This is a genomic window from Proteiniphilum sp. X52, from assembly GCF_003712195.1.
Classification (GTDB): Bacteria; Bacteroidota; Bacteroidia; order Bacteroidales; family Dysgonomonadaceae; genus Proteiniphilum.
In genome coordinates, this window is sequence record NZ_RDSD01000007.1 from 71565 (window position 1) to 93764 (window position 22200).

Sequence of the window (22200 nt, forward strand, 5' to 3'; positions counted from 1 at the left end):
CATATTGTTCCCGAAAAGCTATCAATTCAAAACAGCAGGAATAATATTGAAATAAACCTCAAGAGTTTTTCTAACTTTTGGGGTTTATTGATATCCGCACGATTACTTTATTATGAGCCCCCTCCCCCGTCGAATACATTATACAACTTGCACAGGTTTACTTAATCCGAATAATTACTTTTTAGGTTTATCTCATGAGTTTCGGAAAAGTCATCAGGAAGTGCAGTCCTCCATCGGGACGGTTCTTTGCCCCAATGCTCCCCTTATGGAATAATACGGCATTCTTTACGAGGGAAAGTCCCAGTCCCGAGCCGCCGGTCTTACGGGTTCTCCCCTCGTTCACCCGGTAAAAGCGTTCGAAGATACGTACAAGGTGTTTTTCATCAACACCGATACCGGTATCGTAAAATTCAAAGAAGTAAGTATTCTCATTTTCGTTATAGCAACGCACCACGATATCGATATTTTCCCCGCCATAGGAGATGGCATTTTCGATCAGATTCCGGAAGATGGAATAGAGGAGCGTACGGCTACCGTAGATCACCACGGTATCGTTTACATTCACCAGGAAATTATCCTTATTCTCCTTCAGCTTGTCAGCCAGATCATTCGACAACTCGTTCAACAACTCACTCATCCGCACCTGTTCCAGTTCGAACCGGTCGGGTACCTCTTCGATCTTGGTCAGCATACTGATATCCTGTATCAATTCCGAAAGGCGGATAGTCTGTGTATAAGCCCTGTCGAGAAATCCACCAATACGTTCACTGTTGTCCCCATCATAATCATAAAGATTGAGAATGGTTTCCAGATAACCGCGGATACTGGTGACCGGGGTACGTAACTCATGCGCTATATTATTGGTCATTTCCTGCTTGAGCAGACGTGTTTTCTCCGATTTGGTGATATCACTGATATAAAATTCGAAACTCTCATCCTCGAAAATGATGATCCGCACATTGAATTGTCTGCCGCTCTTCTCAATCCGTTTCGAGAACATGTTTCCTTCCCTCGGATGCACATCGATAAAATCGACAAACTCTCCAAAAACAGGATCATCGAAAAGCAGTTCGGGCTCCAATGTGGGATTGTCGAGAATAATATTCAGGAACTGCAGGAAATGGGAATTGGCATAGATCTCTCTCCGATCTTTTGAAAAAATGGCGATTCCCTCTTCGGAAAGTTGAAAATGCTGCAGCAGTTTCTCACGCTCAGCCGCCAATTTACGTCGATTTTCCTGCAACAGGTTGTAGTTTTCCACTATATCGGCACTCACCTCTCCCACCTCATCATCGGCAAAAACAAAACTGGCCGGTATCTTGACATCATTTCTCAGGTTCATCGAAAATTCTCTTAACTCTCTCAACGATCTGGAAAATCGGTTGGAGAAATAGAGCATCATCAATATACACGCCACGAAAAAGAGAAGGATATAGATGATAAACGAACTTCCGGAATTGATAAATGATTGCAGTTGCACATTATACGGAACCGCCAACCGGATAAAACAACCTTCATCGTATTTTTTTGAATAATAGAGATATTTGATATTATCACTATCCGATACACGGATATTCGACCCATGTCCGAAACTAATCGATTTCCGTACTTCGGGACGTCTCAGATGGTTCTCCATCTTGCCAACATCCAAAAAGTTGTCATAGAGCACTCGTCCCTCCCGGTTTATAATGGTAAAACGCGCTTCAGAGGGCATATAGCGTAACAGTTCCCCCATCCGCTCCGGCTCCTTTTGCACATCAATGCCATTCTGGTTGAGATACCGGCACACAATATCGGCATTATTCTCAAGTGTACGTTCCAGACTGAGTGTGCGTTCCGTTTTGAACTGTTGCTGTTCAAAAAGGATAACCCCCACAGTGAAAAGCCCTATCATCACTGAGAAGTCAAGTAAGATACGAGTTTTAAAAGATACTTTTCGTCTCATACGACTAAAAATTAGAGCCGGGACAAATTACCAATTACAAATTACAAATTACTAATTACTAATTATCCAAATTGATATTGGGACATTCGCACATGGGTTAATTATCAAATCATTGAATCAGTCTTCTTTAGCGTCGACATTCAGATAATACCCGAATCCGGAGCGGTTTACAATAATACCCGCGTAATCTCCCAGCTTCTTTCTCAGGCGGGTGATATGCACGTCGACAGTACGGTCGAGCACAAACTCGTTCTCACTCCATACGCTGTTGAGTATTTCGGCACGGGTAAGCAGGTTAGGCGACGTCCGTGCCAGCAGAGAAAGGATTTCAAACTCTTTTTTAGTGAGTGACACCTCATTTCCGTCGACGGTCACACGGTTGCCCTGCAGATCAATATTCAATCTTTTATAGCTCCAGTCGGTCGGCACAGCCTCGGCCGGCGCCATTTTAGCGAGCGCGCTACGTTTGAGCAATGCTTTTACACGGACAAGCACTTCTTTCACCGAGAATGGTTTGGCTATATAATCATCTCCCCCCAATGAAAATCCGGTGAGCATATCGTTCTCCGTATTCTTGGCCGTCAGGAAAACAATCGGCACGAAATTTCCCGATTTTCGTAATTTCTCGGCCACTTTGAACCCGGAGATTCCACCCATCATCACATCAAGGATAACAACCCCATGCCCCCCAGTGATCATCTCCAATGCGTCCTCTCCTGAATGGGCTACATCTACGATATATCCCTCGTTCTCCAGATTGAATTGCAGGATATCGCAGATGTCCTTTTCGTCGTCAACGATTAAAATTCTATCTATCATCTGTCTTCATCTCCTGATTTTTCACCGGCTGCCGGTTTTTTGATGTTACGATTATCCCCGCACCAGATCAGAAGGCGGTTTTATCTGTGTCGGTACAATTTCCGAAATCAACTGGAAATCGTCTGGAAATCGTCGCATCAATAAAATTGTCCTCCTGCGGATATTTTGCACAAAAATACGACATGGATGTGACAATGCCGTCACAAAAATGTTACAAAATTATTAAGATTGCAGTTCAGGGATTCGCCGCTTGACTGCGAAACTTGTTTGAGTCTTGGTGAGGCGCGAAGGAAAAACACAAAGTCAAATAAATTTTGTTCCGCGCTTACTTAACGAAAACGTTCGTACCTTTGCAATGAAAAGCAACGCTTTTCCGTGTAGCTTAGGTACCACCTAAAAAACAAAGAACAATGAAAGATTACCAAGAACAGGATGCCCTTGTGCTCTTCTCGGGCGGACAGGACTCCACGACCTGCCTCTATTGGGCAAAACGACAATTCAGAAACACCTACGCGCTCTGTTTCATCTACGGACAGCGTCACTCCCAGGAAGTGGAAAATGCGCGACGGATCGCTGACATGGCCCGCACTCCGTTTCAAGTATTGGATGCGGGTATCATCTCCCGATTGGCACCGAATTCACTGACCGATTTCTCCGTGGAGATGGATGAAGGGAAACCGGCCGGCTCTTACCCTAATACTTTTGTTCCGGGCAGAAACCTGTTGTTCCTCACTTTTGCGGCCACCCTCGCCTATGCACAGGGAGTCAAACATTTAGTGACAGGGGTGTCAGAAGCCGATTACAGCGGTTATCCCGATTGTCGCGACACTTTCATCCGCTCAGCCAATGCCACACTCAACCTGGCGATGGATAACCAGTTTGTGATCCATACGCCGCTTATGTGGCGCAATAAGAAAGAGGTATGGCGATTGGCTGATGAGCTGGATGTTTTCGACATTGTAAAAAATGAAACCCTTACCTGCTATAACGGAATTCTGGCCGAAGGATGCGGTCATTGTCCCGCTTGCCGGTTACGGAACAAGGGTTTACAGGAATATTTGGCAGAACGGGGAAACAACCTGTGATTACCTGGAAGGATATACACTGCCGACCCTAAATCCTATCTTTTTAAATTACATTCGATTTTTCGAGAAACAACAACGGTTATGCAACACAAAGGACTCAGCCACCTGGGTGGCAAGACAGAATACAAGCAAGATTACGCGCCGGAAATGCTGGAAGCATTCGACAATAAACATCCGGAAAACGACTATTGGGTTACATTCGACTGCCCGGAATTCACCAGCCTCTGTCCTATCACAGGCCAACCCGATTTTGCCATCATCCGCATCGACTACATACCCGACATAAAAATGGTGGAAAGCAAAAGCCTCAAGCTCTATCTTTTCAGTTTCCGCAATCACGGCGCCTTTCATGAAGATTGTGTGAACATCATCATGAAAGACCTGATCCGGTTGATGGATCCCAAATATATTGAGGTGAGAGGTATCTTCACTCCCCGTGGAGGCATCAGTATCTATCCGTATGCCAATTACGGGCGGAAGGGTACCAAGTACGAAAAACTAGCCGAAGAGCGACTTTTTAATTATTCGTTTCCGGTTCGTAATAGCGTACCCAGTCGATAAACATATCTACCGGCAATTCAGTAGAGTCAGCATCTTTATTGAGCCGGATCCCAATAAACAGATCAAGATCCATGTCATTGAAGGGGAACTGTCCCGGCATATCAGTCAAGATACGCGGGTATTTTTTAGTACGGTTGTTATCCACAAAAAACACGATACTGTCGGGATAGGTCTCCACTCCATAAGTGTGGAATTGATTGGGATTTACGCCGACCAAGGCGCTGGAAGGCGGATTATCCGGCATCCCCTCCGTGGTGGTATATCGTGAGGTGATTGACTGGTAGATGAACTCGTCATGACCATACCGCTCCATGATATCGATAGCGATATTTGCGGTTCCATCCGAAGGGAGCAATGAAATGAACGGCACAGCTCCTGCTACCGGATTCATGCGAGCCCTTACTTCAACCCTGCCCAGACTGTTCTTTTTCACCCCTTGCCGTCTTATACCTCCCGTGAGGAACGGTATCTCCGCGCCATCCGCCACATTCTCCACCCCCCGGAGTACAAGTAGTCCGTCTTCCAAGACATAGAGCGCCTCGTTGTCACTCATATGGCGGCTCAAGGGTTGTTTCCCTCTGGGTATCTTCGACCAGGCATCCAGTCCGGTTTTACCATCAAAATCATCCTCCCAAGCCAGCGCCCATCCTTTTCTGAACTTATCCGGATCACTTTTTTGTCCCGTACAAGCGACGAATCCGGCCGCGAGTGCTAAAATCGCTACTAAGATCGTGTTACGTGTCATTTTTCTTTTTTCTTTTCTCTTTTTTTAATTTCAAGGCACAAACTTAGGTATAATCCTTTTCATATGGTTTATCCGGCCACAATATAAGTGTTAATCATTCAAAAAGTCTGTAAAGCGCCCTTTGTCCTTTATCCTTCATTCTTCATTCTTCACTCTTCATTCTTCACTCTTCATTCTTCACTCTTCATTCTTCATTCTTCATTCTTCACTCTTCATTCTTCACTCTTCATTCTTCACTCTTAATATTATAGATGCAAAAACGAGAAAAAGGTTGCATCAATCCTGAAAAATTTTCACTTTTTTTGAATTGCATGGTCATGATCTATCATTTCCGCTATAAATACGTCCCCGCTTTCTTCCGTCACCTTATAACGTTCATCGGGACGTTCTCCCACGATCCATACGATCTCATCCCCCGAAAGCAGTATCCATGCGTTTTCTTTCTCCTTGAGGTTGTATTTACGGTCGGTGAAATAATCACTCACTTTCTTCCTGCCCTTCATCCCGAAAGGGATAAACCAGTCACCCTCTTTCCACCTCCTCAATATCAGAGGAAACAACAACTTGCCGGCATCGGCATACAAAAAGCGCCGGTCTTTCTCTATGGTGAGAGGCATCTTTTCTTTCCGGATTTTCAGATGAAGGGGTTCGATGATCTCTTCCGTCCGCGAATCGATATAAACAGCCTCTTCTCCGGCACCAGCATCCGCTATCCGGTCGAGGATAAAAAAATCACGATCCTTTATCAAACGATAAGCCTTTGAATGGAAAACTTTTCCGGGAGCGCTCTCCATACCAAGGTAAATATCATCGATAACCGGCGCGCCAAAACCCAGGGGTGAGAGAATTTCAAACAGTACCGACCGGGGCGAGGGGGTCTTGCGAAGCATTGCGATATCGATTTTATCTTCGCGGAACAGTTCCCTTATCATGTCCCGCATAGAAGCAGCGTAAATCTTTTCCGCTTCGGAAAGGTTACGGCAAGTACGCCAAATAGCATCTTTCACCGACGGATTCAGTTTCTCGAGTTGAGGAATAATATTCAACCTGAGCGAATTCCGCAGATAAATATCGTCATCGTTAGTGCTGTCGAACACGTAAGGCATATCCCGCCCAATGATATATTCTTCAATCTGGGCACGTGTCACACACAGGAGGGGGCGCACCACATGCCTGTTTCTGGGCATGATGCCTGTCAACCCTTTGATGCCGGTACCCCGGATCAGGTTCAGCAAGACAGTTTCCACCGAATCGTCCTTGTGATGCGCTACGGCCACAGCCTCTGCATCATACTGGCGGCGGATAATTTCAAACCAGTGGTAACGCAACTCCCGAGCCGCCATTTCAATGGATATCTTTTTGTCGCCCGCATATTGGGTAGTATCGAAATCGATGGATGTAAAGGGTATGTCGATGCCTTTGCACCACCTTTTCACAAATTCCGCGTCACGGTTTGATTCCTCGCCGCGCAAATGGAAATTACAATGAGCGGCCACACACTGATATCCCAGCAAGGTAAGCAGATCGAGCAGCACCATCGAATCCATCCCGCCGCTCAACCCCACCACCACTGTGGCGTCGGGCGTCAGTAGTTTCTCTTTTTCAATGAATCTGTGTACCCTGTCGATCATTTTCCTGAAAATGGTTTATCCGGCAAAATTACTAATTTAACCTTTATCCTATTGCCATTTCAAACAAATCTTTCACTGAAAACTGGCGTAAATAGTAATAAAATGTCTATTTTTGTAGTGTATAACAGGTTTATAAGATTCAACAGAATGATAGAAAAGATAGAAGCTCTGCTCTCTGAAATAAAGCAATTGACGGTCTCTTCCCCGGAACAGGCAGAGACGGCACGTGTAAAATACCTGGGTAAAAAGGGGAGCATATCTTCCCTGATGGATGATTTTCGCACTGTTCCCCCGCAACAGAAACGCGAAGTAGGTATGCGGCTGAATGAGCTGAAACAGAAAGCGACCGAAAAAATAGAATTATTGAGGAAGCAATTCGAAAACAGCGGTGCGGCCAACAGTGATATTGACCTGTCGCGCACGGCTTATCCCATACCTTTGGGCACACGTCATCCTCTTTCGATCGTCAAAGAGGAGATTTGTGATATCTTCAAACGGCTCGGTTTTTCCATTGCCGAAGGTCCGGAGGTGGAGGATGACTGGCATGTGTTTTCATCTTTGAATTTCGCAGACGATCATCCCGCGCGCGACATGCAGGACACCTTCTTCATTCAGAGCGATCCACAAGTCGTATTGCGTACACACACCTCTTCCGTACAGACCCGTGTGATGGAAAAGTCAGATCCCCCGATCCGGATCATCTGCCCGGGACGCGTGTACAGGAACGAGGCGATCTCCTACCGTGCCCACTGCTTCTTCCATCAGGTGGAGGCGCTTTATATCGATAAGGATGTGTCGTTTGCCGATCTGAAGCAAGCGCTGCTTTTCTTTGCCAGGGAGATGTTCGGAGAGCAAACAAAAATACGGTTGCGTCCCTCCTATTTCCCCTTTACCGAACCCAGCGCGGAGATGGATATCTCCTGTAATATCTGCGGTGGGAAGGGCTGCCCGTTCTGTAAAAACACCGGATGGGTGGAGATACTGGGATGTGGCATGGTAGATCCCAACGTGCTCGAAAACTGCGGTATCGACAGTAAAGTCTATTCCGGTTACGCGTTGGGGATGGGGATTGAACGCATCACCAATCTCAAATATCAGGTGAAAGACCTGAGGATGTTCTCTGAGAATGACGTCCGCTTTTTGGAACAATTTCAATCAGCCCACTGACCCGTGCCACGCACGTTATTCGGCTTACGCGGTTGTTCACTTCTTGTTATTCACTCAACTTCCGCAAGTGACATGATTGCAACTAAAGCGGAGACTTTTAGTGCATACATTTCAAACTTACATGCGAAACTTGATTATTAACAACAGCCGGAGGTTTTCGATAAATGCGCGCATGGTGAAAACGAGTTTTTCACTCTAGCGGGCGAAGAAAAGATCTAAGAAACTGTTTTGAATTTTACGAGTAATTATTTCACGCTTATTTTTCCACTCTTTCATATGATTATTTTATTTTTTATTTCGATATATGGATCAAAAAATTCAAAACAGTTTCTAAATTGACGGAGTAAATTTGAACAACTACTGAATAACAATCGAACAACAATTGCATAACTATTGAACAATGATGAGAGTAAAATATTTGATTCTGGCGTCTTTTCTTACGATCGCCTTCGGTGTATCCGCACAGAAGACAACCCGGGTAAATGCTATCAAGGCCAATAACTACGGTGTCATTTATTCATTGCCAAAGACCTCGTTCGAGGTAACGTTATTAGTGAAGAAAACGACTTACCGGAAAGGGGAGTTCTACCCCTACGCACAACGTTACCTGGGGATAGAAAACCCTGTCACTGAGGACAAAATTGTGCACACATTGGAAGATATCTCCATAATGAATAAGGGGATAGCCGACAAGAATAACTCTTTTATGGTAGCATTCCGTGCCAACTCGTTAGAACCTTTCGTCCATCTCCGGGAAGACGGAGTGATCGTCACCATCAATGCTGATCCCGATCCTGAGGCTACCCAGGCTTTAGCAATTCCCGAAGGAAAGGTCCCGTCGGGTAATCCGCGCAACTATCTTTCCCAGGAAGCCCTGATGGCCGGCTCTACGGCAAAGCAGGCCGAGTTGGTGGCCCGGCAGATATTCGGGCTACGCGCCAGCAGAACAGACATATTGACCGGAGAAGCGGAAAACATGCCTCCTGACGGGAATGCATACAAGGTAGTGATGGATGAAATCAATCTGCAGGAGAAAACACTGACGGAGTTATTTGCAGGCAGCGAAAAGGTCGAGTACTTTACTCACAGCTATACGGTTGTTCCCGATGAGAGAGATATTGATCGCAGGGTGATAGGCCGTTTTTCCGAGAAACTGGGACCTGTGGATGCAGATAACCTTGCCGGAGAACCCATTTACCTCTCTCTGGTGAATAAAACCCCAAAGGTGGAGATGCCATTATCCGAGCGCGATTTGAAACGATTAGAAAATAAACTCAGTGACGGGATTGTCTACAATGTTCCGGGAAAAGCCACCTTGACCATTGAATTCAAAAACACGACACTGGCAAACAAAGAGGTAGACGTGGCACAATACGGTACCCAGGATGTCCTTGTAAGGAGGATGTTCGACAACGCCAAGCAGCCGATCAAAGTATATTTCTACCCGGAGTTAGGTGCTATCAAGCAGATTATTCAATAGAGGTGAGTCGTTTTGAGTCGCCCGCGCTCAACGAAAACGTTCAATAAATCTGTATATAATTAAAGACTAAAACTGAATTTTATGACAATCAAGACTAAATCGGCCTTATCTGTGACTATTATTTTTCTTTCCCTCGGATTGGGATTATTTACCAACTGTACCGGAAGAGGAGGTGAAAAATCATCCAGGATAGATTTTGACAGTATTGTGGTGGCACGGCATATCCCGCTGTTGCAGGAGAACGATACCACCCTGCCCTATGCGGATGTGAATATTTCTTATACTTACCCTGTGAAATTCAGGGATAGTGAAAGCTTGGCGCGTCTACGACAAATATTCCAGGGGACATTCTTCGGCGACAGCAATTACGACTCTTTCTCTCCACAAGAATCGGTAGATCAATATCTTAAGGATTACACAGACCGGTATCAATCATTGTCGAACCACTATTACGAAGACAAAGCACGCATAGAAGGAAAGATGCCCTCATGGTACTGGTACATCATGAATAACAGCAATAAAATACTGTTCCAACACGATTCGCTGTTGAGTTATGCCGTCGAGTACAGTGACTATGAGGGAGGCGCGCATGGCTCCTACCGGATCACCTATACCAATGTCGACCTGAATGAGCTGGTCACCCTCACGGAAGAGGATCTGTTCGTGCCGGGCTATTTCAAGCCGCTTACGGAAAAAATTGTGGCCCAGTTGATGAGGAATTACGACGCGGATGTCCCTGACTCCCTTCTCATGAGGGGGTTCTTCACGCTTGAAGATATTGTGCCTAACAACAACTTCTGGCTCGATGCCGAAAATATTCATTACTCCTACAACCAGTATGAGATCGCTCCTTATGCTATGGGAGTTATTGATGTATCGCTACCCTATACCCAACTGTCGGATATATTATTGCCGGATGGTGCTATTTCAAAGTATTTTCTGAAAAAATAAACTGGAGATTTTTCCCTGATTTCACTTATACTTCTCATTGAACATGATAATATTGATAAGGGTGCATCACAATGCGGTGCACCCTCCCTTTAGATACTTCCCTGTTCTGAAATAATCTCAAATCTTCAATTCTGGGACTTGATTTTCCATTTTTCAGATATTCAGTTCCACTTTATTCAGGAATCAATTGCTCTTGAATTCAAGGAAAAGGGTAATAAATACCTCTTTGCCGATAGCTGCCCCGTCAGGGTCAAAAGCGATGTTGTAATCCAGGCGGTTGATCTGGTGCTTGGCGGTAAAACCGACCACCTCCGTTCCGTCTTCCCCTTTCACGGCGCCACCGTAGACCACGTCAAAGGTGACATCTTTGGCAACATCCTTGATCTGGAGCTTACCATGTAACTTGTAGTTGTTGTCTTCCACCTTTTCGATACCCGTACTTTCAAATGACATGATAGGGAACCGTTCCACTTCAAAAAAATCAGCGCTCCGTAAATGGTCGTCACGCATGGGTATGCCGGTATTGATACTTTCCACCTCCACATTGAAAAAGACCCTTGCCGACTCCAACTGGCCCGGACTACCAATAATGGCACCGTCGAATTGGTCGAATCGGCCCTGGACAAACGTGATACCGTTATGTTTCACCTTGAAATTCACCGAAGCGTGTGCCGGATCCACTTTATAATTGGATTGCGCCATTACGCCAAAACAGGCGGTAAAGATGATCGAAAAAAATAATCCTCTCTTCATACGTTATTTTTAAATCCTCCATGATACTCCTACCGCTCGCGGCGGGGGTATTCATTGAATTGATATACTGATTAACATACGGAAAGGAATGATTGTTCAATCTTTACCCAGGTGACCCATTCAAAGGAATTGGAGAAAAACCACTATCTTTGTACAACAAAAGCGTCGGCTGGGTTGTTAGTAAAAGCCGGAGGCTTTGTCTCCCGTGATGAATCGGGCCTGACCGGCCGGAAATGGGCTTTTTTCGTCACCCTGTTCGTTTATCGCGGGAAAAGTCCAATACAAATAAATATAATGAGTTATGCAGGAATTAGACCAAGATCAAATATTAAGCGAGTTAACTACTCAGGATTATAAATTCGGTTTCACCACCGATGTGGAAACTGAAGTGATTGAGAAAGGACTGAATGAGGATGTCATCCGGTTGATTTCGGCAAAGAAGGGGGAACCTGACTGGTTGCTCGAATTCCGGTTGAAATCTTATCGCCACTGGTTGACGATGGAAATGCCGGATTGGCCGCATCTGAAAATCCCCGAGATCGATTATCAGGACATCATCTATTATGCCGATCCCACCAAGAAGAAAAGTCCGAAAAGCCTGGACGAGGTGGATCCGGAATTATTGAGGACTTTTGAACGTCTGGGAATCCCGCTTGAAGAACAGAAGCAGCTTACAGGTGTCGCGGTAGACGCCGTGATGGATAGTGTTTCCATCAAAACCACTTTCAAGGAGGTGCTTGCCGAGAAAGGGATTATCTTCTGCTCGTTCAGTGAAGCGGTAAGGCATCACCCTGATCTGGTAAGGAAATATTTGGGAACGGTTGTCCCCTATAAGGATAACTATTATGCAGCGCTGAACTCAGCCGTGTTCAGTGACGGTTCATTCGTATATATTCCGGAAGGTGTGCGCTGTCCGATGGAACTTTCCACCTACTTCCGTATCAACGCGGCCAATACCGGCCAGTTTGAACGCACACTTATCGTGGCAGAAAACAATGCTTACGTGAGCTACCTGGAAGGGTGTACCGCTCCCATCCGTGACGAGAACCAATTGCATGCGGCGATCGTGGAAATCATCGCTCTCGATCATGCCGAAGTGAAGTACTCCACGGTACAGAACTGGTACCCGGGCGATAAAGAAGGAAAAGGGGGTGTCTATAATTTCGTCACCAAGCGGGGTATTTGTAAAGGGATCCACTCCAAAATCGCTTGGACACAGGTGGAGACCGGATCGGCCATCACATGGAAATACCCCTCCTGTATTCTGGCGGGAGACTACTCGGTAGGTGAATTTTACTCCGTCGCGGTGACCAACCACTATCAACAGGCCGACACCGGCACCAAGATGATCCATATAGGGAAAAACACCCGCAGCCGCATCGTCTCCAAAGGGATCTCCGCGGGCAATAGCCAGAACAGCTACCGGGGATTGGTGAAGGTAACCCAAAAAGCGGAAAACGCGCGTAACCACTCGCAATGCGACAGCCTGCTGCTGACCGACCATTGTGGGGCACACACTTTCCCTTACACCGATATCCACAATCCTACGGCGGTACTTGAGCATGAGGCGACCACCTCCAAGATCAGTGAAGACCAGATTTTCTACTGTAACCAACGCGGTTTAGGGGAAGAAGAAGCCATCGGGCTGATCGTAAACGGATATGTGAAGGAAGTGGTGAATAAGCTGCCAATGGAATTTGCCGTGGAGGCGCAAAAATTACTTCAGATCAGTCTGGAAGGAAGCGTCGGATAGCTCCTTGACAGGTTATCCGACACCCTCCCCGACCCTACCAGTGGATCGGCTCCATGTTATGAGCCGAAAGGTATTCATTGGCTTTGCTAAAGTGCTTATTACCAAAGAATCCCCGGTGGGCTGACAGTGGCGAAGGGTGCGGCGACTTGAGCACAAGATGCCTGTTCGTGTCGATATTTGCCCCTTTTCGCTGGGCATAAGCCCCCCAAAGGATAAAAACCAGATGATCGCGCTTTTCAGCCAAACACCTGATGGCGGCATCGGTGAATTCTTCCCATCCTCTTCCCTGGTGTGATCCCGCCCGATGCGCCCGCACCGTCAGGGTGGCATTCAGCAGAAGCACTCCCTGTTCCGCCCACCTCGTCAGATTTCCGGAGCGGGGCGCGGGGATTCCCAAATCATCCTCTATCTCCTTGAAGATATTAACCAATGAAGGGGGGATCTGTACTCCATCGTTCACGGAGAAGCACAACCCATGCGCCTGTCCCGGCTCATGATAGGGATCCTGTCCCACTATCACCACCTTCACCTTGTCGAAGGGACAACTGTTGAATGCGTTGAAAATCAGCCTTGCCGGCGGATATACGGTTTTGGCCATATACTCTTCCCGCACGAAATGGGTCAATGTGCTGAAATAAGGTTTTTCAAACTCCTGCTGAAGGTGCACCTTCCAGCTTTCCTCTATTTTTACATCCATATGCTGTTTTTTGATTGACTTGAGTGATCTCGCCCATTCCGTTTGTATCAGAATGAGAGTGCTAAGGTAATAAGAATTTAAAAGTAAAGAAAAGGGAATGGAAGAATACAACCAAGAGGGGAAGCCATCAGATAAGGAAAACGCCCTGTCTTCTGGCTTCGTCTTTCATTTCACGCGGCCAGAGACTGGCCTGGATCTCTCCGATATGTGCTTTGCGAAGATAATACATACACAGCCTGGATTGTCCTATCCCCCCCCCGATGGACAGGGGTAATTCCCCATTCATCAATCGTCGATGGAAATAGAGCGACAGGCGGTCTTCCTTGCCGCACAACGCCAATTGCCGTTTCAGCGCCACAGGGTCCACACGGATACCCATGGAAGATAACTCTACCGACTTCGCCAACACCGGGTTCCAGACCAGCAGATCACCGTTTAACCCTAAATAGCCGTCACTGTTCGGGGTACTCCAGTCATCGTAATCGGGCGCCCGTCCGTCATGCGGTTCCCCGCCGGACAATGGCGCGCCAATACCTAACACAAAGACAGCGCCATACTCCCGTGTGACAGCATCTTCCCTCTGTTTGGCGTCCAAGCCCGGATATTTCCGCAATAACTCTTCGGAATGAATGAATGATATCTGGGAGGGCAGTTGTGGTTTTATCACGGGAAATAACTCATACACAAGATACTCGGTGCGGAGCATGGCGGCATAGATCCGTCTGACCACCTGCTTCAGGAACTCTATTGTCCTGTCTTTCTCTCCGATAACTAATTCCCAGTCCCATTGATCCACATAGAGCGAGTGAAGATTGTCCAATTCCTCGTCGGCACGGATGGCATTCATATCGGTATATATGCCAAAACCCTCCTCTATCTCGTAATCGGCCAGCGTCAACCGTTTCCACTTTGCCAGCGAATGCACTATTTCCGCACTCCGGTCACCCATATCTTTGATCGGAAACCGTACCGGCCGCTCCACACCATTCAGGTCGTCATTAATACCCGTTCCACTCTCCACGAACAGAGGCGCGGTGACACGACGAAGCCGCAATTCGGATGAGAGGTTGACCTGAAAAAAATCTTTGATATTCTTAATTCCCAGTTCCGTCTGCTTCAGGTTCAGAAGCGGTGCGTAACCGGCAGGAATTTGCAGTTTTGACATATTACTTGAATGTGATTTCGATTTTGAATCCACAAAGATATGATTTTTATTCATTTTGTCAAATAAAAACCGCATAAAAACATCATTATGACAGATTTCCGGTTAAAAAGGGAGCAATTATCACAAAAATCACCCGTTAAACAATCATTTTCCCCACAATATCTTTTACCGAGGCGATATGATGCCGCGCGAGATAGTCGTGAATACCCTCCACCATCTTCACCGATGCCGTCGGGTCGATAAAATTGTATGTGCCCACCTGTACTGCCGTGGCACCTGCCAGAATGAATTCTATGGCATCCTGCCAGTTACATATCCCTCCCATTCCGATGACAGGGATCTTCACGGCATGGAACACTTCCCATACCATGCGGACGGCAATCGGCTTGATACAAGGGCCTGAGAGTCCTCCCGTGATGGTGGAAAGTTTCGGTCTTCTGCTCTCCACATCAATAGCCATCCCCAGGAAGGTGTTGACAAGCGATACGGCATCCGCTCCCTCGTCCTCGACGCCACGGGCAATTTCAGTGACATCGGTCACGTTGGGTGATAACTTCACAATCAACGTCTTGGGAAATACTTTACGCACTTCCCTTGTGACCTGTGCTGCCGATTGACAGGAAGTACCAAATGCCATGCCGCCTTCCTTCACATTAGGACAGGAGATATTCAGCTCAATAGCCGGCATCTTGTCAAGATCCGCCAGTTTTTCCGCACAAGCGACATAATCCTCCACAGTAGATCCCGAGACATTCACGATCATATGGGTATCGTAGTCCTTTATGACGGGGTAGAGGTGCTCCACAAAATAATCTACCCCTTTGTTCTGAAGGCCGACCGCGTTGAGCATTCCGGACGCCGTTTCAGCCATTCTGGGATAATCGTTCCCCTGCCGGGGAGCAAGAGTGGTACCCTTCACGAAAATGCCTCCCAGGCGTCCCAAATCAATGAAATCGGCATATTCCGTGCCGTATCCGAATGTGCCGGAAGCGGTCATCACCGGGTTTTTCAGTCTTAAATCTCCTATATATACTTCTAATCCAGTCATATTAGTTTGATTTTCACTATTTGAGTCGCCTTCGCTCCTCGATTTTCACTTCCGGTCATGGCATACCCTCGCAGCTCCTTTGGTCATTCAACTTACCAAAATAGTTCTTTAATGTTAAAAACAGGTCCTTCCGTACAGGTGCAGATATTTCCCCGGACTGTTTTCTCCACACAGCAGAGGCAGGCGCCAAAACCACATGCCATCAGATTCTCGAGTGAAGCCTCGCATTCGATGCCATGCTCATGGGCATAGTTTGCCACGGCGACCATCATTGGTTTCGGACCGCAGGTATAAATAAAATCATATTTTTTTTCTTTCAGCACGGAATGATGGGTGACAAACCCTTTCTCGCCGAACGAACCGTCTTCGGTAGTACAATAGAGCCTACCGTACCGTTCGAAATCGGTCCGTTGCAGGATATCTTTTGCCGATCGTCCGCCTAACAGAAATTCGGGCTCGATACCGCCCTCTTTGATTTTCTTACCCAGAAAAAGCATCGGGGCAGTCCCCACTCCTCCGCCTATCAACAGGTATTTGCCATTCCTTTCAGGCAGGGTAAACGAGTTGCCGAGCGGATAGATCAGGTTCATAATCTCTCCTTGATGAATGCTACAGATCTTCTCCGTCCCTTCACCTATTTTCCGGATCAAAAGCCATATCTCGTTTTTTTCCTTATCGACAAAATTGACCGATATGGGCCTCCTTAAAAAGACATGGGGTGAATTATCGACCAGTATCTGCACAAACTGTCCGGGTTGCATCTCAGGCAATATTTCGTTGCCAGAAGGTGCTACCTTTATCAGATGATTCTGGTCGTTCAGGGCTTCGTTGGAGCGAACGGTAAAATCAAGTAGTTGCATGTGAATTGTTTAATCCTTTCTCTAAATCCATAACATCAAAAGTGATCCTTCCACTGACACGACGGATAGGGACACCCCTTACTCGGGATAATTTCCTTTATTAAGCACAAAAATACATCTTAATTTTCATACAACAATATTTAGAAACTGTTTTGAATTTTACGAGTAATTATTTCACCCTTATTTTTCCACTCTTTCATATTCTTTTTCGCGCCTTTGAACTTTCATTTCTTTTAAGTGGCCCGCCACATTTCAATCAATGAAAATCCAAATCCATCAAAAAATGGCTGAAAAACAATGGATGAAAAATTCAAAACAGCTTCTTATTTTCAACGCCAAGGCTGTATGACAATTGATAACATTTGACCCCCAAAAGTCAAACGAAAAACTTTTGGGGGTGGTCACAATTACTTTTATAAACCGGTTATTCTCTTTCCGGAACTATCCAGAGGAAAACAGATTTACCATCCACCGAAATTTGTCCATCCGGTTTCCAGTCACCCATACCAAAAGCATGAGAAACCACGCGGCTACCGGGCTTCATCTCAGACAGAATCTTCGGCATCAACTTCAGATTCACATCCGGCAGCAGATAAAGTGTCAACACCGAAGCTTTACTGAAGTCAAAATCAAAAAGATTGCCCTCATGGAATGTCACCTTGTCTTCCACGGCTGCCTCCCGGGCATTTTCATTGGCCTCTTTAATCCTTTCCGGATTAAGGTCTACTCCAATCCCGGTGGCACCGTATTTCTTTGCCGCAGTGATTACAATGCGGCCATCTCCGCATCCCAGATCGTAAACCACATCTCCCTTGCCCACATTGGCAAGGTCGAGCATACCATCCACCACATTCTGTGGTGTGGGTACGTAAGGCACATCCAGCTCAATTTGTTGCGCGTTCAGCCGCATTGCGCCGCACAGGAATAGCAATGTGATGAGATAATTCATTGATTTCATAGGTTTTGACTTTTAAAATTTCACATATCAGGGCGTTTCCGCCTTTTATTTTTGAAAGAAAGAGACGCCCCATCCGACCCATAAGACGGCTACTCCCACCAGCGCGCCTGTTCCGGTGACAGAAAGGCTGGAATAGAGCATATAGGCACAAAGGGCGACGAACAGAAAGGGGATAACCGGGTATAACGGTACCTTAAAAGGGCGCGGAACATCCGGATGTTTTTTCCTCAGGACGAACAGGCTCACACCGGTACAAAGAAAGAAGAACCAAAAGACGGGTGCGGTAAAATCGACCATAGCTTCAAAACCGTTGCGGGTAAACGCGCCAAAAACGATCAGTACCACAGCGATCACTCCCTGCGATATCAATGCATTGACAGGTGATGATTTTTCTTTGTTCCATTTTCCCAGGAATGCCAGAGGAGAGAAATCCTTTCCCAACGCATAGTTGGATCTGGCCCCTGTAAAGATGGTCGTGTTAAGAGAGGTAAGGGCAAAAAGGGAGACCAGCAGGCCGATCAATATCACCCCCTTTTCACCCAGCGTAGCCCGCATCATATCCACTGCCACCGCCTCTGAAGCTGCCATTGCGCTTAACCCCAGCACATTCAAAAAGGCAAGATTCATCAGCAGATAGATCAGCGTGACAATTAAAACACTGACAATCAGCACGAGCGCCATCTTCCGACTGCCGGTCTTCAATTCGGCGGAAATGTATGCCGCTTCATTCCAACCGCCGAATGTCAACAGTACAAAGATAAGCGCGAGACCTGTCGATGCGTTGGATGAGATACCGGTATCCACAGACGGCGTTGGGGAGGGCACCGCTGTGGTTGGTTCTACTAAAAATCCGGTCAGGACAATGATCAGAATCCCGACAATCTGTAATGCCATGAATAGCTTCTGGAAACCTGTACCAAAACGGATGCCCAATATATTCACCAATGTGAGGGAAACGACAATGCCCGCGGCGTAAAAGGCGGAAGAATAGGCTCCCAAGGGGAGAACTTCGGCCAGGTAGTCACCCGCGATATAGGCCAGCAGGGCAATGGATCCTGTTTGCGTGACCGTAACGCGGGACCAGGCAAACAAAAAAGAGAATCTCTTTCCAAAGGCGGTTTTCAGAAAGTGATAATCGCCGCCGGCATTGGGGAAAACTGAACTCAGTTCGGAGTAACAAAGGGCGCCGGTCAGAGAAATGGCACCTCCCAGTAACCACGCGGCAACAAACCAGTATTGATCGGGGGAGTTGGCCGCGACGACCGAAGGAGTCCGGAAAATTCCCGCACCAATCACAATTCCCACAATAAGGACTATAGCATCAATCAGTCGCAACGCGGGTGCTGGCGCGGCCAGGTCTGTAAGTCGATCTTTTTCTTTCATCGGGCAACACATTGTAAAGTATGTCCGGTGGTTACATAAACGAAAGGCTTCCTGCACATGCCCTGTCAAAAACAGGAAACGGTTCGCCTTTCTTCATCGAGAGCAATATGCCCAGTATACAAATACCGGAAAATCAAAGATATGAATATTCACAGCAAAGAAAAGTATCCTTTTTAAATGTTTAACTTTTTTATGAAGCAATTTCGAAAAGAAACTACGAGTCTATTTGTCTTCTCATCCTATTCCATTAAAGGACAGATATCCCTATTTCAGATGAGGTCCGAAAACCTCAAAAGTGTTGTCATCGTAATAGATAATTATCTGTGTAATTTTTCGATCATTGCTTTTTAAAGGCGCAACAGGTTTGTTTTCTGATGATTGATTCCCATTATCAACCTGTTTAAACCCTATTTCTTTCGATTTTTCGATAGTTTCCGGCACTATGGCCGCATTCCGTCCATCCTGGTTGAATAAATCCGGCCCGGCCAAAGGAGAGGTAGCATTCAATCCTTCTTTGTACATATTGCCGGTACCATTGATCAGCCATTCGGTGTTGATATAGTTCATTTCACTCAGGATCTTCGTGACAACATCGAGGCTGGGGTTATTTCTACCATTGAGGATATGAGAAATGATAGCCCGGTTGATCTGTAACCTGTCTGCAAATTTTGCAGGTGTCAGGTTTTCTTTTTCCATGATCAGTTTGATACGATCCTTCATACAATCATCTTTTAGGTATTATTAAAACGATGGCAGTTTATTTTATCACAAAATCAACGATACAAATGTATAACAAATCATTCACAAATGAAAATTGTTTTGCGATATAATTGTAAATTACAAATGTTCATGCAACAGTTTACAATTATACTCCAACAATGAATTGATTCTTGAAACACCCAGAGAAAGAATTAAACTATTTATTCATTTTATATTTATAATAAACTCATATTTATATATATAATCATAAAATTATTTTTGTTTTTAACATTAATATGAGCTGAATGGCTGCATATTGCGAACGCATCTATTTTTTAAGTTCATGAATCATTCATAATTATCTTTTTCATAGGCACATATCTTGATTATATAATCCAACATTGAATAGTTAATCCTCAAAATATAGAAATGTAATCGCAATTTAGTTATGAACAATCTATGAAACGAACAAATGTTCCGGTCATCGTTATTTACTTTTGTAAACCACACCTGATCATTCACAGTACACAATTGTTTGTTAAAAATTATTATCTGCTGAATTCACAAAGCTATTTTCCGTGAGAATCGTATAAATCCGTACGGAATTGCGGCAAAAGGCAAAAGGGACTGCTCCTGGATACTTTAAAATTGTATATCTATTTGACAAATAGATAATTCAATCCTATTTTTCGTGTATATAATTTACTTCTGAAAAAAATATTGAAAGGGATGAACTGTTTGGTGTCCATCCTTGTTTAATAATGGGGTAATATCGATAAATAAACACGGAAAAAAAACTTATTTGACTATAGCGAGCATAGAAAATGTCCAATGTAATTATTCAACAGATCGAACATGCAATTCTCTACCACAAAATTTTGGATCGTCTTAATATTAACTTTTACCGCTATACACTGTAACGCTCAGGGAAGACAAAACAAAACCCTGCAAACAGCGGAAAACGCGGGAAATAATCAGCGTATGGAAGCGAGAAAAACGTCACACGATTTCACCGTAAAGGACATAGATGGGAACGATTTCAGCCTGGCCTCCCTGAAAGGGAAAAAAGTGCTGGTGGTAAATGTAGCTTCAAAATGCGGACTGACTCCCCAATATGAACAACTGCAGGAGCTTTATGAGAAATACCGCCATCTGAATTTTGTAATTATCGGTTTTCCGGCCAACAATTTTATGGGACAGGAACCGGGTTCCAATCTTGAAATCAAAGAATTTTGCACCGTCAATTACGGCGTGACCTTTCCCATGATGGAAAAGATCAGTGTGAAAGGTAAGGATCAGGCACCTTTGTACCAGTGGCTTACGAAGAAATCAGAGAATGGAGTGATGGATCAAGAGGTAACTTGGAATTTTCAGAAGTTCTTGATCGATGAAGAGGGACATCTGGTGGATGTGGTGATGCCGAAGGAAAGCCCTATGAGCGACAAGATACTGAATTGGATCACCGGCAGTCAGGATTAGTGCATAATCCTGTATACCAGCTCTTTTAATAGGTCTCCCTGCGAAGCCGACACATTATCCACACCTTTCGAGCGGGCGTCGAATGTACGCAGGTCTGAAATGATTTCCATCACTTTTTGAGCGGTGTAGTTATGCAGGCCTGTCATATAATCACGCGCAAAATAGGCTGACCTCATATTCAGTGCGTTCATAATGCTTTGTTCATCTTTACGCGGCAACCAGAAGCATTCCAGCAGATTACTGAAATAATTGAACAACACGGCGATGGTGGCCATCATCGGGTTCTCTTTTGGATTCTTGTCGAAGTAATCCACGATCCGGTTGGCTGCCACTACATTTTTGGAGATAATGGCTTTTTGTAGTTCAAAATTGTTGTAATCCTTACTGATACCCACATTTTTCTCTATCAATGCGGATGTAATACGCCGTTCCCCTTCGGGAAGGGAGACCTCCAATTTCTGAAGCTGAGGGATTAACTTGCTGATGTCGTTTCCCACAAAATCAGTCAGCATCTGTGCCGACTTTTCATCGATAGCTATTCCTTTCTCTTTCAGCCAGGACTGGATAAATGCCGGTATCTGGTTTTCATACAATTTCTTGGATTCAAATAGCTCCCCCGTTTTAAGTATGCTTTTCACTATCCCTTTCCGCTTATCGACCGTGCCGTGCTTATAATTGATTACCAGGATAGTGGAAGGCATCGGATTCTTGGCATAGAGATCGAGCAAGTCGAATTTGTCGAGATTCTGGGCCTCTTTCACAATAATAAGCTGATACTCGGCCATCATGGGGAAACGGCGTGCCGAGGAGATGATAAGGTTGACATCGGTATCCACTCCGTAGAAAGTAAGCATATTGAAATCTTTCTCCGTTTCAGTCAGTACCGTATCGCACAGCAAATCGGTCAGCACATCTATGAAATAGGATTCATCCCCCATAAAGAGATAAATCGGTTTGAACCGACGTTGCAGAATAGCGTTGCGAATAGCATGAAAAGATGATTGTGTGGATGCAGCCATTG

At 45.5% G+C, this 22200-nt stretch carries 20 protein-coding genes; 7 read left to right on the plus strand and 13 right to left on the minus strand.

Going from position 1 to position 22200, the window contains the following annotated elements; genetic code table 11:
• Window positions 1–187 precede the first annotated feature (187 nt).
• Both D7D25_RS07535 and D7D25_RS07540 read right to left on the minus strand, forming a co-directional pair.
• Window positions 188–1945: an ATP-binding protein gene (locus D7D25_RS07535; RefSeq protein WP_122968364.1), complete on the minus strand. Its 1758-nt coding sequence runs from the start codon at window positions 1943–1945 to the stop codon at window positions 188–190.
• 117 nt (window positions 1946–2062) lie between these two features.
• The gene (locus D7D25_RS07540) at window positions 2063–2764 is read right to left on the minus strand and encodes a response regulator transcription factor (protein WP_122968365.1); all 702 of its coding nucleotides are present in this window, start codon (window positions 2762–2764) and stop codon (window positions 2063–2065) included.
• Window positions 2765–3174: 410 nt separating this feature from the next.
• Here D7D25_RS07540 and queC point away from each other — a divergent pair, with 410 nt between their 5' ends.
• Window positions 3175–3849 (plus strand): 7-cyano-7-deazaguanine synthase QueC, encoded by a 675-nt coding sequence (queC, locus tag D7D25_RS07545; protein ID WP_122968366.1) that lies wholly within the window; start codon window positions 3175–3177, stop codon window positions 3847–3849.
• Between the two features lie 81 nt (window positions 3850–3930).
• Window positions 3931–4410 carry a preQ(1) synthase gene (gene queF, locus D7D25_RS07550; RefSeq protein WP_122968367.1) on the plus strand — a complete coding sequence of 160 codons (480 nt, stop codon included), beginning with the start codon at window positions 3931–3933 and terminating at the stop codon, window positions 4408–4410.
• Here queF and D7D25_RS07555 read toward each other — a convergent pair.
• The gene (locus D7D25_RS07555; protein WP_122968368.1) at window positions 4367–5155 is read right to left on the minus strand and encodes a family 16 glycosylhydrolase; all 789 of its coding nucleotides are present in this window, start codon (window positions 5153–5155) and stop codon (window positions 4367–4369) included. The genes queF and D7D25_RS07555 overlap by 44 nt on opposite strands.
• A gap of 293 nt (window positions 5156–5448) precedes the next feature.
• Window positions 5449–6786, minus strand: a complete 1338-nt coding sequence (gene tilS / locus D7D25_RS07560) for a tRNA lysidine(34) synthetase TilS (RefSeq protein ID WP_122968369.1) — start codon at window positions 6784–6786, stop codon at window positions 5449–5451.
• A gap of 147 nt (window positions 6787–6933) precedes the next feature.
• Between tilS and pheS the strand changes: the two genes are divergently transcribed.
• From pheS to D7D25_RS07575, 3 genes are all read left to right on the plus strand, one after another.
• Window positions 6934–7953: a phenylalanine--tRNA ligase subunit alpha gene (gene pheS / locus D7D25_RS07565; protein WP_122968448.1), complete on the plus strand. Its 1020-nt coding sequence runs from the start codon at window positions 6934–6936 to the stop codon at window positions 7951–7953.
• A gap of 400 nt (window positions 7954–8353) precedes the next feature.
• Window positions 8354–9433, plus strand: coding sequence for a DUF4831 family protein (locus D7D25_RS07570; protein WP_122968370.1), 1080 nt, complete (start codon window positions 8354–8356; stop codon window positions 9431–9433).
• Window positions 9434–9514: 81 nt separating this feature from the next.
• Window positions 9515–10384, plus strand: coding sequence for a DUF3298 and DUF4163 domain-containing protein (locus D7D25_RS07575; protein ID WP_122968371.1), 870 nt, complete (start codon window positions 9515–9517; stop codon window positions 10382–10384).
• A 183-nt stretch (window positions 10385–10567) separates the two neighbouring features.
• On the opposite strand, the gene D7D25_RS07580 is transcribed toward D7D25_RS07575, so the two are convergent.
• Window positions 10568–11137, minus strand: coding sequence for a YceI family protein (locus tag D7D25_RS07580; RefSeq protein ID WP_122968372.1), 570 nt, complete (start codon window positions 11135–11137; stop codon window positions 10568–10570).
• 301 nt (window positions 11138–11438) lie between these two features.
• Here D7D25_RS07580 and sufB point away from each other — a divergent pair, with 301 nt between their 5' ends.
• A complete protein-coding gene (gene sufB / locus D7D25_RS07585) occupies window positions 11439–12890 on the plus strand; it encodes a Fe-S cluster assembly protein SufB (protein WP_122968373.1) in 1452 nt (483 codons plus the stop codon).
• A gap of 34 nt (window positions 12891–12924) precedes the next feature.
• Here sufB and ung read toward each other — a convergent pair whose 3' ends face one another.
• From ung to D7D25_RS07620, 7 genes are all read right to left on the minus strand, one after another.
• The gene (gene ung / locus D7D25_RS07590) at window positions 12925–13587 is read right to left on the minus strand and encodes a uracil-DNA glycosylase (RefSeq protein WP_122968374.1); all 663 of its coding nucleotides are present in this window, start codon (window positions 13585–13587) and stop codon (window positions 12925–12927) included.
• 127 nt (window positions 13588–13714) lie between these two features.
• The gene (gene asnA, locus D7D25_RS07595) at window positions 13715–14752 is read right to left on the minus strand and encodes an aspartate--ammonia ligase (protein ID WP_122968449.1); all 1038 of its coding nucleotides are present in this window, start codon (window positions 14750–14752) and stop codon (window positions 13715–13717) included.
• A 136-nt stretch (window positions 14753–14888) separates the two neighbouring features.
• Complete coding sequence (locus D7D25_RS07600) at window positions 14889–15800, minus strand: dihydroorotate dehydrogenase (protein ID WP_122968375.1); 912 nt, start codon at window positions 15798–15800, stop codon at window positions 14889–14891.
• Window positions 15801–15892: 92 nt separating this feature from the next.
• Complete coding sequence (locus D7D25_RS07605) at window positions 15893–16660, minus strand: dihydroorotate dehydrogenase electron transfer subunit (RefSeq protein ID WP_122968376.1); 768 nt, start codon at window positions 16658–16660, stop codon at window positions 15893–15895.
• A gap of 424 nt (window positions 16661–17084) precedes the next feature.
• Window positions 17085–17618: a cyclopropane-fatty-acyl-phospholipid synthase family protein gene (locus tag D7D25_RS07610; RefSeq protein WP_122968377.1), complete on the minus strand. Its 534-nt coding sequence runs from the start codon at window positions 17616–17618 to the stop codon at window positions 17085–17087.
• Between the two features lie 45 nt (window positions 17619–17663).
• The gene (locus tag D7D25_RS07615) at window positions 17664–19001 is read right to left on the minus strand and encodes an APC family permease (RefSeq protein ID WP_122968378.1); all 1338 of its coding nucleotides are present in this window, start codon (window positions 18999–19001) and stop codon (window positions 17664–17666) included.
• A 264-nt stretch (window positions 19002–19265) separates the two neighbouring features.
• The gene (locus tag D7D25_RS07620; RefSeq protein WP_122968379.1) at window positions 19266–19721 is read right to left on the minus strand and encodes a helix-turn-helix transcriptional regulator; all 456 of its coding nucleotides are present in this window, start codon (window positions 19719–19721) and stop codon (window positions 19266–19268) included.
• A 960-nt stretch (window positions 19722–20681) separates the two neighbouring features.
• Here D7D25_RS07620 and D7D25_RS07625 point away from each other — a divergent pair.
• The gene (locus tag D7D25_RS07625) at window positions 20682–21179 is read left to right on the plus strand and encodes a glutathione peroxidase (RefSeq protein ID WP_185140236.1); all 498 of its coding nucleotides are present in this window, start codon (window positions 20682–20684) and stop codon (window positions 21177–21179) included.
• Here the strand turns inward: D7D25_RS07625 and holA are convergent.
• Complete coding sequence (holA, locus tag D7D25_RS07630) at window positions 21176–22198, minus strand: DNA polymerase III subunit delta (protein ID WP_122968381.1); 1023 nt, start codon at window positions 22196–22198, stop codon at window positions 21176–21178. The two genes, D7D25_RS07625 and holA, sit on opposite strands and share 4 nt — an antisense overlap.
• Window positions 22199–22200: the final 2 nt, after the last annotated feature.

Coding starts and splice junctions, on each gene's coding strand:
- D7D25_RS07535 (WP_122968364.1), bottom strand. CDS start 1,945: ATGAGACGAAAAGTATCTTTTAAAACTCGTATCTTACTTGACTTCTCA.
- D7D25_RS07540 (WP_122968365.1), bottom strand. CDS start 2,764: ATGATAGATAGAATTTTAATCGTTGACGACGAAAAGGACATCTGCGAT.
- queC (WP_122968366.1), top strand. CDS start 3,175: ATGAAAGATTACCAAGAACAGGATGCCCTTGTGCTCTTCTCGGGCGGA.
- queF (WP_122968367.1), top strand. CDS start 3,931: ATGCAACACAAAGGACTCAGCCACCTGGGTGGCAAGACAGAATACAAG.
- D7D25_RS07555 (WP_122968368.1), bottom strand. CDS start 5,155: ATGACACGTAACACGATCTTAGTAGCGATTTTAGCACTCGCGGCCGGA.
- tilS (WP_122968369.1), bottom strand. CDS start 6,786: ATGATCGACAGGGTACACAGATTCATTGAAAAAGAGAAACTACTGACG.
- pheS (WP_122968448.1), top strand. CDS start 6,934: ATGATAGAAAAGATAGAAGCTCTGCTCTCTGAAATAAAGCAATTGACG.
- D7D25_RS07570 (WP_122968370.1), top strand. CDS start 8,354: ATGATGAGAGTAAAATATTTGATTCTGGCGTCTTTTCTTACGATCGCC.
- D7D25_RS07575 (WP_122968371.1), top strand. CDS start 9,515: ATGACAATCAAGACTAAATCGGCCTTATCTGTGACTATTATTTTTCTT.
- D7D25_RS07580 (WP_122968372.1), bottom strand. CDS start 11,137: ATGAAGAGAGGATTATTTTTTTCGATCATCTTTACCGCCTGTTTTGGC.
- sufB (WP_122968373.1), top strand. CDS start 11,439: ATGCAGGAATTAGACCAAGATCAAATATTAAGCGAGTTAACTACTCAG.
- ung (WP_122968374.1), bottom strand. CDS start 13,587: ATGGATGTAAAAATAGAGGAAAGCTGGAAGGTGCACCTTCAGCAGGAG.
- asnA (WP_122968449.1), bottom strand. CDS start 14,752: ATGTCAAAACTGCAAATTCCTGCCGGTTACGCACCGCTTCTGAACCTG.
- D7D25_RS07600 (WP_122968375.1), bottom strand. CDS start 15,800: ATGACTGGATTAGAAGTATATATAGGAGATTTAAGACTGAAAAACCCG.
- D7D25_RS07605 (WP_122968376.1), bottom strand. CDS start 16,660: ATGCAACTACTTGATTTTACCGTTCGCTCCAACGAAGCCCTGAACGAC.
- D7D25_RS07610 (WP_122968377.1), bottom strand. CDS start 17,618: ATGAAATCAATGAATTATCTCATCACATTGCTATTCCTGTGCGGCGCA.
- D7D25_RS07615 (WP_122968378.1), bottom strand. CDS start 19,001: ATGAAAGAAAAAGATCGACTTACAGACCTGGCCGCGCCAGCACCCGCG.
- D7D25_RS07620 (WP_122968379.1), bottom strand. CDS start 19,721: ATGAAGGATCGTATCAAACTGATCATGGAAAAAGAAAACCTGACACCT.
- D7D25_RS07625 (WP_185140236.1), top strand. CDS start 20,682: ATGGAAGCGAGAAAAACGTCACACGATTTCACCGTAAAGGACATAGAT.
- holA (WP_122968381.1), bottom strand. CDS start 22,198: ATGGCTGCATCCACACAATCATCTTTTCATGCTATTCGCAACGCTATT.